This is a genomic window from Burkholderia sp. LMG 13014, from assembly GCF_905232215.1.
Taxonomy (GTDB): Bacteria; Pseudomonadota; Gammaproteobacteria; order Burkholderiales; family Burkholderiaceae; genus Burkholderia.
This window is the reverse complement of the sequence record NZ_CAJNKE010000111.1, coordinates 1-14,288: the sequence shown is the minus strand read 5'-3', so window position 1 is coordinate 14,288 and position 14,288 is coordinate 1. Positions and strand designations below refer to the sequence as shown.

Annotated in this window: 13 protein-coding genes and 2 tRNA genes; 8 read left to right on the top strand and 7 right to left on the bottom strand. The window is 65.2% G+C overall.

The annotated features are described in order from the left end of the window. The coding region (locus JYJ84_RS14460; protein WP_205189238.1) for a TetR/AcrR family transcriptional regulator at nucleotides 1-558 on the bottom strand (558 nt) is incomplete at its 3' end. Nucleotides 559-673: 115 nt separating this feature from the next. Here JYJ84_RS14460 and JYJ84_RS14455 point away from each other — a divergent pair. After that, nucleotides 674-1,414: an SDR family NAD(P)-dependent oxidoreductase gene (locus JYJ84_RS14455; protein WP_122945984.1), complete on the top strand. Its 741-nt coding sequence runs from the start codon at nucleotides 674-676 to the stop codon at nucleotides 1,412-1,414. Nucleotides 1,415-1,462: 48 nt separating this feature from the next. On the opposite strand, the gene JYJ84_RS14450 is transcribed toward JYJ84_RS14455, so the two are convergent. Beyond that, nucleotides 1,463-1,792 (bottom strand): hypothetical protein, encoded by a 330-nt coding sequence (locus tag JYJ84_RS14450; RefSeq protein ID WP_122945983.1) that lies wholly within the window; start codon nucleotides 1,790-1,792, stop codon nucleotides 1,463-1,465. A gap of 212 nt (nucleotides 1,793-2,004) precedes the next feature. After that, nucleotides 2,005-2,081 (bottom strand) — tRNA-Met (locus JYJ84_RS14445). Nucleotides 2,082-2,269: 188 nt separating this feature from the next. Here JYJ84_RS14445 and JYJ84_RS14440 point away from each other — a divergent pair. Both JYJ84_RS14440 and JYJ84_RS14435 read left to right on the top strand, forming a co-directional pair. Beyond that, complete coding sequence (locus tag JYJ84_RS14440) at nucleotides 2,270-2,731, top strand: hypothetical protein (RefSeq protein ID WP_175222872.1); 462 nt, start codon at nucleotides 2,270-2,272, stop codon at nucleotides 2,729-2,731. Nucleotides 2,732-3,128: 397 nt separating this feature from the next. Next, the gene (locus JYJ84_RS14435) at nucleotides 3,129-4,172 is read left to right on the top strand and encodes an acyltransferase (RefSeq protein ID WP_175222871.1); all 1,044 of its coding nucleotides are present in this window, start codon (nucleotides 3,129-3,131) and stop codon (nucleotides 4,170-4,172) included. Here JYJ84_RS14435 and JYJ84_RS14430 read toward each other — a convergent pair. The 3 genes from JYJ84_RS14430 to JYJ84_RS14420 form a co-directional block, all read right to left on the bottom strand. After that, the gene (locus tag JYJ84_RS14430; RefSeq protein ID WP_175222870.1) at nucleotides 4,095-4,847 is read right to left on the bottom strand and encodes a hypothetical protein; all 753 of its coding nucleotides are present in this window, start codon (nucleotides 4,845-4,847) and stop codon (nucleotides 4,095-4,097) included. The two genes, JYJ84_RS14435 and JYJ84_RS14430, sit on opposite strands and share 78 nt — an antisense overlap. Before the next feature lie 201 nt (nucleotides 4,848-5,048). Continuing rightward, nucleotides 5,049-5,123: transfer RNA gene (locus tag JYJ84_RS14425), tRNA-Arg, on the bottom strand. A gap of 158 nt (nucleotides 5,124-5,281) precedes the next feature. Then, nucleotides 5,282-5,464, bottom strand: a complete 183-nt coding sequence (locus JYJ84_RS14420; RefSeq protein WP_006398668.1) for a rubredoxin — start codon at nucleotides 5,462-5,464, stop codon at nucleotides 5,282-5,284. A 200-nt stretch (nucleotides 5,465-5,664) separates the two neighbouring features. Here JYJ84_RS14420 and JYJ84_RS14415 point away from each other — a divergent pair, with 200 nt between their 5' ends. The 5 genes from JYJ84_RS14415 (at nucleotide 5,665) to JYJ84_RS14395 (ending at nucleotide 13,655) form a co-directional block, all read left to right on the top strand. After that, nucleotides 5,665-6,069, top strand: coding sequence for a DUF4399 domain-containing protein (locus tag JYJ84_RS14415; RefSeq protein WP_122946741.1), 405 nt, complete (start codon nucleotides 5,665-5,667; stop codon nucleotides 6,067-6,069). A 275-nt stretch (nucleotides 6,070-6,344) separates the two neighbouring features. Next, nucleotides 6,345-8,330 (top strand): ATP-binding cassette domain-containing protein, encoded by a 1,986-nt coding sequence (locus JYJ84_RS14410; RefSeq protein ID WP_175222869.1) that lies wholly within the window; start codon nucleotides 6,345-6,347, stop codon nucleotides 8,328-8,330. 242 nt (nucleotides 8,331-8,572) lie between these two features. Beyond that, a complete protein-coding gene (locus tag JYJ84_RS14405) occupies nucleotides 8,573-10,555 on the top strand; it encodes a DNA topoisomerase IV subunit B (RefSeq protein WP_011352819.1) in 1,983 nt (660 codons plus the stop codon). Nucleotides 10,556-10,624: 69 nt separating this feature from the next. Next, nucleotides 10,625-12,946 carry a DNA topoisomerase IV subunit A gene (gene parC / locus JYJ84_RS14400; RefSeq protein ID WP_175222868.1) on the top strand — a complete coding sequence of 774 codons (2,322 nt, stop codon included), beginning with the start codon at nucleotides 10,625-10,627 and terminating at the stop codon, nucleotides 12,944-12,946. 250 nt (nucleotides 12,947-13,196) lie between these two features. Beyond that, nucleotides 13,197-13,655, top strand: a complete 459-nt coding sequence (locus JYJ84_RS14395; RefSeq protein WP_085041971.1) for a CopD family protein — start codon at nucleotides 13,197-13,199, stop codon at nucleotides 13,653-13,655. A 53-nt stretch (nucleotides 13,656-13,708) separates the two neighbouring features. Here JYJ84_RS14395 and JYJ84_RS14390 read toward each other — a convergent pair. After that, nucleotides 13,709-14,288: substrate-binding domain-containing protein (locus JYJ84_RS14390; protein ID WP_205189237.1), on the bottom strand; the 580-nt coding region annotated here is incomplete at its 5' end.

Genomic DNA, 14,288 nt, shown 5'->3' with positions numbered 1-14,288 from the left:
GGCCTCCAGATCGCGACGGCTCGCACCGTCGCGTGCCTGGATCGACATCCCTTGCTGGACCGTCACGTAGTACCGCGCGATCGCGTCGAGGTTCGCTTGCGCCGCGATCTCGCCGGTCGCGACACCTTGCGTGAGGCGTTCGCGCAGATTCTCGACCGTGCGCTCGCGCATCGCGATCAGCGTTTGCCTGACCGTATCGGAACGCTCGGCCGGGTGCAGCGCCGACAGCACGATCAGGCAGCCTGCCGGCTTCGACCGCCGCGTGAACACGCGTGCGGTATCCATCAGGTAGTTCCGCACGGCGTCGTGCGCGCTAACGGCCTGTTCGACGCCCCCCCAGATTTCTCGCCCTTCCGTTGCGCCGTAGTGCTCGAGCGCCTGCCGGAACAGCGCTTCCTTGCTGCCGAACGCCGCATACAGGCTCGGCGACGCGATGCCCATCGCGGCCGTCAGGTCGGTCATCGATGCGCCTTCGTAGCCGAGGCGCCAGAACACCTCCATCGCGCGATCCAGCGCCGCTTCCTTGTCGAAGCTTCTCGGTCGGCCTCGCTCAGCCATTGCATCCGTTCCTTCATCGATATCTGTATCGATCGATAAATTAAATCAATTGACTGTGCCGCGCAACTTGCCACATTCTGTGTCGGTCGTTACATAAATGAGGAAAGGAACCGACATGAACCGACTTCAGGGCAAGCGTGCACTCATCACGGGCGGCAGCCGCGGCATCGGTGCGGCGATCGCGAAACGGCTGGCGGCCGATGGCGCGGACGTCGCGATTACCTACGAGAAATCGGCCGAGCGTGCGCAGGCGGTCGTCGCCGGCATCGAGGCGCTGGGCCGTCGCGCCGTCGCGATCCAGGCCGACAGCGCCGATCCGGTGGCCGTGCGCGACGCGGTCGATCGTGCCGCGGAGGCGTTCGGCGGTCTCGACATCCTCGTCAACAACGCGGGGATTTTCCGGGCCGGCACGCTGGACGACCTCACGCTCGACGATATCGACGCGACGCTGAACGTGAACGTGCGCGCGGTGATCGTCGCGTCGCAGGCGGCCGCGCGGCATCTCGGAGAGGGCGGGCGCATCGTGTCGACCGGCAGTAGCCTCGCCACGCGCGTGCCCGATGCGGGGATGAGCCTCTATGCGGCGAGCAAGGCCGCGCTGATCGGCTGGACGCAGGGGCTCGCGCGCGATCTGGGCCCGCGTGGCATCACGGTCAATATCGTGCATCCGGGGTCGACGGATACCGACATGAATCCGGCCGACGGCGAACATGCCAGCGCGCAGCGTTCGCGGATGGCGATTCAGCAGTACGGCAGGGCCGACGACGTGGCGGCGCTCGTCGCGTTCGTCGTCGGGCCGGAAGGTCGGTCGATCAACGGGACCGGGTTGACGATCGATGGCGGTGCGAACGCGTGAAGACGCGGACGCCTGGCGTGAAGTGACCGGGCGGCGTTGCGCTGGCTATCAGCAGCCGAGCCGGTGATGCTCGGTTTCGAGATCGGCGCGCTTGTCGTAAGCGCGCAGTTCGTTGCGCGGCTTGCCGTCCGGGCCCATCCCGCGCACGATCTTCTGGCCGCGGTCGGGGGCGTGCGTGACGGCGTCGATGCCGGCGGCCAGTTCACGGCAGCGTGAGTTGGGAGAGGGGGGTTCCGCGCGTGGTGCCGCTGCGTTCGTGATGTTGGCGATGCCGGGGCTGACATAGTGTGGCTTCGCCGGCGCGGTGATGGTCTCGGCGGCGGTAGCCGTGCCGGTCATCGCTGAAAGCGCGGCGAGTGCCGCGATCGCTCGAATCATTGCGTGAGTCCGGATGCTGAAGAAGGTTCGGAATTCTACGCAATATGAGGTGTGGAGCCGTGGGGATCGGACGGGTTGCGATCGTGTGTCGCAGGGGATGCCGGCGGCTGAATATGCGTCGATTCGTATGCGATGCTGCCAGGCAGTACGCACGCAGCAGTGCATGCGGAAAGCAAGAAGCCCGCTTGCTTTCGCAGAGCGGGCTTCGGTATTGGTTGCGGGGGTAGGATTTGAACCTACGACCTTCGGGTTATGAGCCCGACGAGCTGCCAGACTGCTCCACCCCGCGGCGCGTAGTGTACTGGGGCTGATGTTGAGAGTCAATCGATCTTTGCTCGCAAGTCGAACGGAATCGGTGGTCTACCGAGCGCGACGAGTCGATTTGGCGAGTGTGTTGAATGCTCGTGCTTCCCGATCAGCTTCAACGTCAGGCGCTTTTCGTCGCTGTCGTTGCCGTACTTGATCGTGGGAAAGTGGATGAAGGTTGGCGACTTGTCCGCCGTGGAGGCGATGCTGTTAACGCAGGCGAACACGCTGGACATGGTTTTCAATCAACTGGCGCGCAAATCGGCGCACTGCGAGTATCTGAACCAGATGGAGGCGAACCTACGGCTAGCGCTCAAAGCGCAATCTCAATGTCGCGCGACGCTCGAGGCGCTGGCCGAGATTGAGAACCCGCGCAACATCCACATTGTGCAGTGGGCCAACATCGCGGCGGGTCATCAGCAGGTCAACAATACCTATGCAGGTATGCAGTCGCATACGGATGCCATGCGCACGGGAAATTTTGAGCGTGCGCCCAACGAGCCATTAGCCGACAAAAGGGCGGCGCGACATGCCGCGACACTGGACACCGGAGCAACGGAAAGCGCAAGCCGAGGCAATCAGGCGCTGGCAACCGCGGACGAAGGCGACCGGACCTGGGACGCAAGCAGGTAAAGCCAAGGTGTCCATGAACGCCTGCAAGGGCGGACACCGTGAGTATCCGCGGGAGCTATCGGGCAGGTAACCGCCGAGCTGTGGGCGGCGCGCGAGATGGTCCGGCAACTGCACAAGACCGAAGGGTTCGGACCTTCGACCCTCTGGTCCCGCATCAGATGATGAAACGAACCGCAGAAGCGCGCCAGATAGAGCGATCCGCGATGCAATCCCTGACAAGTTGCACAGAAAACAAGCGCGCAGCCATGCGGGTTTGCGGTCAACTTGAGGGCAATTATTAGGGAAATATAGCGGGAGCAAACGAGCATGGCCGCGCTAGGCCTCGACCATCCCTGCCATCGCCTCGCCCCGGCGACGTCGTATAGAATCCGTCGACACGATTCTTCATATCAGTCGTATGGCCCAAAAAAACAACTTCGACTTCGTCCGAATCGTCGCTGCGCTCGCCGTGCTCGTGAGCCATGCGCGGCCGATCCATGACGCGACCTTTCCGCTGGGAGACCTGGGCGCCGCCGCCGTATTTGCTTTCTTTGCGGTCAGTGGTTATCTGGTGAGCGCGAGCTGGGAGCGCGACCCGCATCCGTTCCGTTTCCTGCTGCGTCGCGCGCTGCGCATCCTGCCCGGCTTCTTCTGCGCGATCCTGCTTGCCGCCTGCGTGGTTGGCCCGATGCTCACGACGCTGCCCGAGTCGGTTTATCTCTCCGACCCACGGTTCGCACTGTACCTGCGCTCTCTACTGCTTTACCCGATGCGCTTCGTATTGCCGGGCGTGTTTGAGCACAATCCGCTCGCGAATAATGTGAACGGTTCGCTGTGGACACTGCCGCTAGAGGCGACGATGTACTTCGGCTTGTGCGCGCTCGGCAGGGCGCTCTACTTTGTGCGCAGGGCTACCGTGCCAGTTCTTGTCGCTCTGCTCGCGGCCGGATGCTGGTTGGAGATTCACCCGCCATCAGGAAACTTTCTCATGATGGACGCGCATGAGTTGGTGCGCGCCGGGATCAGCTTCGCGACCGGCGCGCTGCTCTGGCATCTGCGTACGCGCATCCCGCTCTTCTCGTGGGCATGGCTCCCTGTTGCCGCCGCGATCATCATGACTCGCGGCTCGGCGGTCGAGATATGGCTGCTGATGCTTGCGATCCCTTACGCCGTCATATCGTTTGCCGTGACCGAGACGCCCTATCTCAGCCGGATCGGCGCGCTAGGCGACCCGTCCTTCGGCATTTATGTCTACGCCTTCCTGATCCAGCAAACCTTGATGGCGCTATTCCCGCACATCGGGTTCGGGCCATTCGTGCTTGCGTCGATCATTCTGTCGGTCGCCTCCGGTTACATGTCTTGGCACATCATCGAGAAACCTGCGCTACGGCTTAAAAACTTCGCCGCGCAACCGAATACGGCGAGCGGTAACGAAACCAACCGCCGTGCAAGTGCTGGTTGAAAACGACGCGTACGCGACCAGATAGACCGCGGTCGTCGACGCTACGCTGATGCGCGACCGTGGCGCGGCAATTGTGCTGGCGAGGCCCGTGACATGGGCCTCTTCGACGGCGGCATGGGAATCCGCCGGGCCCAGTGTGGCCGAGGTCGTGCTGATGCCGGAAACCTGTGCGCCCATCACCGTACTGCCAGCCGGCAGAAACCCCACGCGCCCCTCCATATCCCGGTCTCCGGCCGTCAGGGAGATCGAGGTGACGTTGGCATAGGTGCCTGTCGCGAGTGAGACTGGCGTCGAGGAGTTGGTCTGACAACCGCTCGGCGAGCCGCCATTCGTTACCTGCGCGCAGATGTATTCGCCGACGCTGCCCGCGTTTGCGTTGTTATTGGTCGTCGTGCCGACTATGCCGGATGTCTGCGTGGGCGTGATGGCGCCGGTCGCCGTCAGCGTCGTGACGGTATTGCCGAACGACGGATTGGTCGAGAGGCCATTCGAAATCAGGAAGCCGCCCGACGTTCCGGGCGAGATGAACGTGAGCCTGGTCGAATTGCCGATCGCGACATCGTATTGCGTGACGCCCGTGAGGACCACCGCAGACGGACCGCCCCAGGCCGGCGCGCTCGATGCGCCGGTCGAGACGATCGCTTGGCTTGGCATTGCGTATTGCCATGTCGGCAAGAGCCATGTCCGCTCCTCTGCTGGGGTTCCGTTTGAGCGATGTGGGGGGCGGTTTGGGGTGGGCTGAGGAACCCCCGAAAGAACCTCCACCGATGCGTTGCTTTGGCTGGGGGGCTTTGCAGAAGTTTGCAACAAAGAAACCGCAAAGCTATGCTGGGCGGGGCTTTTGTCGTGAGACGTGGGAGGCGCTTGGAACTGAGATGGTCCCCCCGACAGGAATCGAACCTGTATCTAGCGCTTAGGAGGCGCTTGTTCTATCCATTGAACTACGGGGAGAGCCATGTCCGGGTAACACGCATAAAAAACGCGAACCGGACGGCAGTGTGGACAGCGCGCAGAGTATAGCAAACGCGCGGCGCGTCGGCGGGGCGGAATGCATGCCGACGCGCGTGATCGCGTGATCAGCCGCGATCGGAAATCAGGCAGTCAGCGAATCAGAAATCGACGACAACAAAATCTTCCTTGCCCACATCGCACAGCGGGCAGCGCCAGTCGGCGGGGATGTCGGCGAAACGGGTGCCGGGCGCGATGCCTTCGTCGGGCAGCCCTTCCGCTTCGTTGTAGACCCACCCGCAAATCAGGCAGACCCAGCTCTGGTATTCGGTTACTTCGCTCATGTAGCGCTCGGGAAAAATGGAAATCCGGTGATGCCATCCGCAGCGTCGCCGGCGGACGAAAGGCGCAATGGTACCGGAATTTCGCCGAACGGCTCCGCAACGTCGTTTTAAACGTACGCATCGCGAACAATGCAACCGAAACACGGTTGCCGTTCGCGAGGTGTATGCTTCCGGGGCTGTCCAATCATAAGGAGAATGCGATGCTGAACAGAAAGTGGATCGCAGGTGCGGTATGCGTGGCGGCAATGGCCGTGTCGACGGTCGCGCGGGCCGAGGCGCGCGTGTATTTCGAAGCGCCGAGCGACGGCGCGACGGTGTCGAATCCGGTGCACGTGAAGTTCGGGCTGGAAGGGATGGAGCTTCGGCCCGCCGGCGACATGACGCCGAATACCGGCCATCATCATCTGCTGATCGACGGCCGGCCGATTCCGAAGGGCGACGTGATTCCCGCGAGCGAGCGCTCGCTGCACTTCGGCAAGGCGCAGACCGAAACCGAAATCAAGCTGCCGCCCGGCCAGCACACGCTGACGCTGCAGTTCGGCGATGGCGCGCACCGGTCGTACGGCCCCGAAATGAGCTCGACGATCACGGTCAACGTGAAGTAATCGCCCGTGTCGCGTACGGGCGCCCGAGGCGTCCGGCGCGGAATGGTCGATCGGCCGGCCGCAGGCATCCGGCCGACGCGGGCCTTTTGCCCAGAACTCGCGCCCGGCGTCCGCTACCGGAAGCCGGGCGCACCCGGTGTGCCATCGCATCGCGTCGAAGCGCTTCGATGGACGCCGCCTCCCTGCCGCTATAAGCACGGTTCAACCCGCCTCTCAACCCGTTTGCCGGCCTTATCCGTTCGGCCATACCGGTGACGCCGCTCGCGACCGGTACAATGGGCGCTTCCGATTTCTCTCTTCGCCGTCTCCCCATGTCGCTCTATTCCATTTCCGGCGCGCAGCTCGCGTTCGGTCACGTCGCGTTGCTCGATCACGCGGATTTCTCGCTGGAAGCCGGCGAGCGCGTCGGCCTGATCGGGCGCAACGGCGCGGGCAAGTCGTCGCTGCTGAAGATCGTCGCCGGGCTCGCGAAGCCCGACGACGGGCTGGTCACGCGCCAGCAGGAACTCGTGACCGTCTACGTGCCGCAGGAGCCCGAATTCGAGCCGGGCGCGACGGTGTTCGATGCAGTCGCGTCGGGGCTCGCGCACACGCGCGAACTGCTCGAAGAATACGATTCGATCGCGCACCGCCTCGCGGATATACCCGAAGGCGCCGAGCACGATGCGCTGCTCGCGCGGATGAACGTGCTGCAGTCGTCGCTCGATGCGCACGACGCGTGGAGCTGGCGCACGCGCGTGTCGATGACGCTCGCGCAGATCGGCCTGGCGGACGTCGACGCGCCCGTCGACGCGCTGTCGGGCGGGATGCAGAAGCGTGTCGCGCTGGCGCGCGCGCTGGTGCTGCAGCCCGACGTGCTGCTGCTCGACGAACCGACCAACCACCTCGACTTCGACGGTATCCGCTGGCTGGAAGAACTGCTGGTCGCGCAGCGCGCGGGCCTGCTGTTCATCACCCACGATCGCGCGTTCCTCGACCGCGTCGCAACGCGCATCGTCGATCTCGACCGCGGCCGGCTGCTGTCGTACCCGGGCAATTTCTCCGCGTACCAGACGCGCAAGGCACAGCAGCTCGAAATCGAGCGCGTGGAAAACGAGAAGTTCGACAAGCTGCTCGCGCAGGAAGAAGTGTGGATCCGCAAGGGCGTCGAAGCGCGCCGTACGCGCAGCGTCGGCCGCATCGCGCGGCTCGTGCAGATGCGCAACGAGCGCGCGGAGCGCCGCAACACGCTGGGCAACGTGAAGCTGGATGTCGCGCAGGGCGAGAAGTCCGGCAAGATCGTCGCGGAGCTGACCGACGTGACGAAGCGCTACGGCGGCCGCGCGGTCGTCGATCGCTTCTCGTCGACGGTGATGCGCGGCGACAAGATCGGCTTCATCGGCCCGAACGGCGCCGGCAAGACGACGCTGCTCAAGCTGATTCTCGGCGAACTGAAGCCCGACGAGGGCACGGTGCGCATCGGTACCAACCTGCAGGTCGCGTATTTCGACCAGATGCGCGCGCAGCTCGACCAGGAAAAGAGCCTCGCGGATACGATCAGCCCCGGCAGCGAATGGGTCGAGATCGGCGGCGTGCGCAAGCACGTGATGAGCTATCTCGGCGATTTCCTGTTCGCGCCGGAACGCGCGCGTTCGCCGGTGAAGTCGCTGTCGGGCGGCGAGCGCAACCGGCTGCTGCTTGCGCGCCTGTTCGCGCGTCCGGCCAACGTGCTGGTGCTCGACGAACCGACCAACGACCTCGACATCCAGACGCTTGAACTGCTCGAGGAGCTGCTGGCCGACTACGACGGCACGGTGCTGCTCGTCAGCCACGATCGCGCGTTCCTCGACAACGTCGTGACGTCGGTGATCGCGGCCGAGGGCGACGGCAAGTGGCGAGAATACGTGGGCGGCTTCAGCGACTGGCAGATCCAGAGCGCGCGCGCGGATCAGCTCGCGCAGCAGGAAGCCGCGAAGCGCGCGGTCAAGGACGCGGCGCCCGTCAAGGACGAGCCGGCGAAAAGTGCCGCGGGCCGCAACACGCAACGCACGGTGAAGCTGTCGTTCAACGAGCAGCGCGAGCTCGATTCGCTGCCGGAGAAGATCGCCGCGCTCGAAGAGGAGCAGAAGACGATCAATGCGCAGCTCGAAGACGGCTCGATTTTCGCGAAGGATCCGCAGGAAGGCACGCGCCTGACCGAGCGGTTCGCGGCGATCGACGACGAATTGCTCGAAGCGCTCGAACGGTGGGAAACGCTCGAGGCGAAGCGCAAGCCTGCGTAAAACGCATGACGCGTCGCGCGGCCGGCGGCCGCTGCGCGCGATTGAGCGATTGGCGTGCCACGCGGAACCAGTAAAATACCGCGCGTCCCGGGCAGCGCAGCGCACGCCGCGCGCCCGCTTTCGGAGCAGTCCAAGCACACCGTTGTTTCGATTCGCTTTTTTACGGAACTCAACGTTTTGTCCACGACGTTATCCACACGAGGTGTGGACAACGTCCCGATGAATGACGAAATTCAGCGCCTATGTCAACGAAGAAACCCAGCGCGGCCTATAGCGAAGCATCGATCAAGGTGCTCAAGGGTCTCGAGCCAGTCAAGCAGCGGCCCGGCATGTACACCCGTACCGAGAATCCGCTGCACATCATCCAGGAAGTCATCGACAACGCGTCCGACGAGGCGCTCGGCGGCTACGGCAAGCAGATCACGGTCACGCTGCACGCCGACCAGTCGGTATCGGTCGAGGACGACGGTCGCGGCATCCCGTTCGGCATGCACCCGGAAGAGGGCGTGCCGGTCGTCGAGATCGTATTCACGCGCCTGCACGCGGGCGGCAAGTTCGACAAGGCCGCCGGCGGCGCCTACACGTTCTCCGGCGGCCTGCACGGCGTCGGCGTGTCGGTGACGAACGCGCTGGCCACGCGCCTCGACGTGACGGTCTGGCGCGACGGCAAGATCGCGGAGCTCGGCTTTGCCGAAGGCGATGTCGTGAAGCCGCTCGCGACGCAGGGCGCGGGCCGCGGCGAGAAGAAATCCGGCACGCGCGTGCAGGTGTGGCCGAACCCGAAGTACTTCGATTCGCCGAACCTGCCGCTCGGCGAGCTGCAGCGCCTGCTGCGCTCGAAGGCCGTGCTGCTGCCGGGCGTCGAGGTCGTGCTCGTCAACGAGAAGTCGGGCGAGCGCCAGACGTGGAAATATGAGGACGGCCTGCGCGGCTATCTGCTCGACGAAATGAACGGCAGCGAGCTGCTGATCCCGCTGTTCGAAGGCGAGCGTTTCGCCGATTCGCGTTCGGGCGACGATACCTTCGCCGAAGGCGAGGGCGCGTCGTGGGTCGTCGCATGGAGCGAGGAAGGCTCGCTCGTGCGCGAGTCGTACGTGAACCTGATCCCGACGCCGGCCGGCGGCACGCATGAATCCGGCCTGCGCGACGGTCTTTACCAGGCAGTGAAAAGCTTCGTCGAACTGCACAACCTGCAGCCGAAGGGCGTGAAGCTGCTCGCGGAAGACGTGTTCGCGCGCGTGTCGTTCGTGCTGTCCGCGAAGGTGCTCGATCCGCAGTTCCAGGGGCAGATCAAGGAGCGCCTGAACAGCCGCGACGCGGTGAAGCTAGTGTCGTCGTTCTCGCGTCCCGCGCTGGAGCTGTGGCTGAACCAGCACGTCGAGCACGGCAAGAAGCTCGCCGAACTCGTGATCAAGCAGGCGCAGGCGCGTACGCGCGCCGGCCAGAAGGTCGAGAAGCGCAAGAGCTCGGGCGTCGCGGTGCTGCCCGGCAAGCTGACCGACTGCGAGACGGAAGATATCGCGCGCAACGAACTGTTCCTCGTCGAGGGCGACTCGGCGGGCGGCTCCGCGAAGATGGGCCGGGACAAGGAATACCAGGCGATCCTGCCGCTGCGCGGCAAGGTGCTGAACACGTGGGAAACCGAGCGCGACCGCCTGTTCGCGAACAACGAGGTGCACGACATCTCGGTCGCGATCGGCGTCGATCCGCACAGCCCCGATGAAAGCGTCGACCTGTCGAACCTGCGCTACGGCAAGATCTGCATCCTGTCGGACGCGGACGTCGACGGCTCGCACATCCAGGTGCTGCTGCTCACGCTGTTCTTCAAGCATTTCCCGCAACTGATCGAGCGCGGCCATGTGTGCGTCGCACGCCCGCCGTTGTTCCGCGTCGACGCGCCCGCGCGCGGCAAGAAGGCCGCACAGAAGCTCTATGCACTCGACGACGGCGAGCTCGAGGCGATCCTCGACAAGCTGCGCAAGGACGGCGTGCGCGAGACGCAATGGAGCATCAGCCGCTTCAAGGGTCTCGGCGAAATGAGCGCCGAACAGCTGTGGGATACCACGATGAACCCCGACACGCGCCGCCTGATGCCGGTGAAGCTCGGCGAGCTCGACTACGAGGCGACCGTCGCGCGCATGACGATGCTGATGGGCAAGGGCGAGGCAGCCGCGCGGCGCGGCTGGCTCGAGGAAAAGGGCAACGACGTCGAAGCGGACATCTAAGCCGAACACCTGCGCGGCCGGGCATGACCCCCGGCCCGGCCTCACGCCACTTACGAATACGGAATTCAGATGGACGACAACACTTCCGATCTCTTCGCCGGCCCCGATGCACCGGACGCCGAAGCGCTGACGCTCGGCAACTACGCGGAGCAGGCGTATCTCAGCTACGCGGTCAGCGTCGTGAAGAGCCGCGCGCTGCCCGACGTGTGCGACGGCCAGAAGCCGGTGCAGCGCCGGATCCTGTTCGCGATGAACGAAATGGGCCTCGGCCCGGACGCGAAGCCGGTGAAATCGGCGCGCGTGGTCGGCGACGTGCTCGGTAAATACCACCCGCACGGCGACCAGTCGGCGTACGACGCACTGGTGCGTCTCGCGCAGGATTTCTCGCTGCGCTACCCGCTGATCGACGGGCAGGGCAACTTCGGCTCGCGCGACGGCGACGGCGCGGCGGCGATGCGTTACACGGAAGCCCGCCTCACGCCGATCGCGAAGCTGCTGCTCGACGAGATCGACCAGGGCACGGTCGACTTCATGCCGAACTACGACGGCTCGTTCGAGGAGCCGAAGACGCTGCCGAGCCGCATGCCGTTCGTGCTGCTGAACGGCGCGTCGGGCATCGCGGTCGGTCTTGCGACCGAAATCCCGTCGCACAACCTGCGTGAAGTCGCAGCGGCGGCGGTCTCGCTGATCCGCAATCCGAAGCTCACGCACGCGGAACTGATGAACCTGATCCCCGGCCCGGATTTCCCGGGCGGCGGCCAGATCATCTCGAGCGACGCGGAAATCGCGGCGGCCTATGAAACCGGCCGCGGCAGCCTGAAGGTGCGTGCGCGCTGGAAGATCGAGGATCTCGCACGCGGCCAGTGGCAGCTGGTCGTCACCGAGCTGCCGCCGAGCACGTCGGGCCAGAAGGTGCTCGAAGAAATCGAGGAACTGACGAACCCGAAGCTCAAGCTCGGCAAGAAGACGCTGACGCCCGAGCAGCTCAACACGAAGAAGGCGATGCTCGACCTGCTCGACGCGGTGCGCGACGAGTCGGGCAAGGAAGCGGCGGTGCGGCTCGTGTTCGAGCCGAAGTCGCGCACGATCGACCAGACGGAATTCGTGAACACGCTGCTCGCGTACACGAGCCTCGAATCGAACGCGACGCTGAACCTCGTGATGATCGGCGCCGACGGCCGGCCGGGCCAGAAGGGCCTGCTGACGATCCTCGACGAATGGGTGAAGTTCCGCCAGCTGACGATGACGCGCCGGTGCCGCCATCGTCTCGCGAAGGTCGACGACCGCATCCACATCCTCGAAGGGCGGATGATCGTCTTCCTGAACATCGACGAGGTGATCCGCATCATCCGCGAGTCGGACGAGCCGAAGGCCGCATTGATGAGCGCGTTCGGCCTCAGCGAACGGCAGGCGGAAGACATTCTCGAAATCCGGCTGCGCCAGCTCGCGCGGCTCGAGAAGATCAAGATCGAGAAGGAGCTCGAAGCGCTGCGCGACGAAAAGGCGAAGCTCGAGGAACTGCTCGCGAACGAAAGCGCGATGAAGCGGCTGATGATCAAGGAGATCGAGGCCGACGCGAAGCAGTACGGCGATGATCGCCGCACGCTGATCCAGCAGGAAAAGCGCGCGACTTTCGAGGCGAAGGTGGTCGACGAGCCGGTGACGGTGGTCGTGTCGCAAAAGGGCTGGGTGCGTGCGCTGAAGGGCCACGGGCTCGACCCGGCCAGCTTCTCGTTCAAGGCCGGCGATCATCTGTACGCGGCGTTCCAGTGCCGCACGCCGGATCGTCTGATCGCGTGGGGCAGCAGCGGCCGCGTGTACTCGGTCGACGTGTCGGTGCTGCCGGGCGGGCGCGGCGACGGCGTGCCGGTCACGTCGCTGATCGAGCTCGAATCGGGCTCGCACCTGATGCACTATTACGCGGCGCCGGCCGACCAGCAACTGCTGCTCGCGTCGAGCAACGGCTTCGGCTTCCTCGCGAAGGTTGGCGACATGGTGAGCCGCGTGAAGGCCGGCAAGGCGTTCATGACGATCGACGCGGGCGCGGTGCCGCTCGCGCCGATGCCCGTGCTGCCGAACGCGAAGCAGGTTGCCTGCCTGTCGAGCGGCGGCCGCCTGCTGGTGTTCGGCATGGACGAGATGAAGACGCTGTCCGGTGGCGGTCGCGGCGTGATCCTGATGGCGCTCGACGACAAGGAAACGCTCGTGCAGGCGCTCGCGATCGATCCGGCCGGCGTCGTGCTGATCGGCACGGGCCGCGGCGGCAAGGCGATGGACGAGACGCTGTCGTACGCGGCGCTCGCACCACACGTCGGCAAGCGCGCGCGCAAGGGCCGCGCGCCGGAGACGAAGCTCAAGGTCGTCAGCGAGCTGCGTCCGCTGCTCGGCTGACGCGGGCACGATCGATCGTCCGGTTCGGCCGCGATCGAAGGCCGCACCTCCGCTTCGGCGGACGTGCGGCCTTTTCTTTTTGGAGCGGGGATTCGGGTAAGCAAGTGTGGCGCTGTCACGCGGAACTTGCAAAATAGTGTGAAATCGCGCCTGGGGTCTGAACCGCGCAGCGACAATCCGGTCGAACGTCGCTCGATGCCGCGTGCGACGCGGCCGTTCGCCGCACCCCACTCCTCACAGGATTGCCGTCATGTCCCATGCTGTTTCCGTCGCGCTGTTTCTTCATCTGCTGGCCGTCGCCGTGTGGGTGGGCGGGATGGTCTTCGCCAACTTCTGCCTGCGTCCGGCGCTGTCCGACCTGTCGCCGCAGCTTCGGTTGCCGCTGATCGAAGGCGTGTTCGGCCGCTTCTTCAACTGGGTTTCGGGTTCCGTGATCGTGATCCTGCTGTCCGGCGGCTTCCTGCTCGTGGAATTCGGCGGCGCGCACGCGACGTGGTCGCTGCACGCGATGGCCGGGCTCGGCGTCGTGATGATGCTGATCTTCGGGCATATCCGCTTCGCGCTGTTCCCGCGCATTCGCCGTGCGGTGCAGGCGCAGAAGTGGCCGGATGGCGCGCGCGCGGTGAATACGGTGCGCCTGCTCGTCCTCGTGAACCTCGTGCTCGGCGTCGTCACGATCGGCGCGGCGGTGCTGTCGCGCGGCTTCTGATTGACCGGAGCCGGCCGGCCCGCGTGCAGCGGCCGGGGCATCGGCAAACGCCGCTACGCGGCCAGCATCGCGTCGAGCAGCCATGAGCCGACCGGGCCGAGCGGCCGGTTGCGCGACCAGACCGCATCGACCCGCACGCGGCGCGGCCAACCGCGCGCACGCAGTTCGCACAGCCGATCGCGCGCAAAGTGGTCGACCATCCAGCGCGGCAGTTCGGCCCAGCCGAATCCCAGTACGGCCATCTCCAGCAGCATCAGGTAGCTCGGTGCCAGCCAGTGCTGCGTGCCGACGACGATTCGGTCGTCGGCGCCGCGGCCTTCCGTTTTCACATAGGTATTGAGGCGCAGTTCGCGCACGTCGCGCAGCGCGGTGTGCGGCACGTCGGCGTCGCCGTATTCGGCGAGCGGGTGTGTGCGGCCGACGAACAGCCCGATCTCCGATTCCTCCGCGATCGTCGCCGCGCCGATATCGGCCGGGTAGGCCGCGCGCGCAGCCATCAGCCCGAGTTGCGCGCGCCCTTGCTGGATCAGGTCGAGCACGTCCTCGTGCTCGGCGATCTGGCACTCGAGCTCGAGCGCCGGAAAGCGCCGTTCGAGCGCCATCAACGTTTCCTCGTAACGCTTCGACTGATAC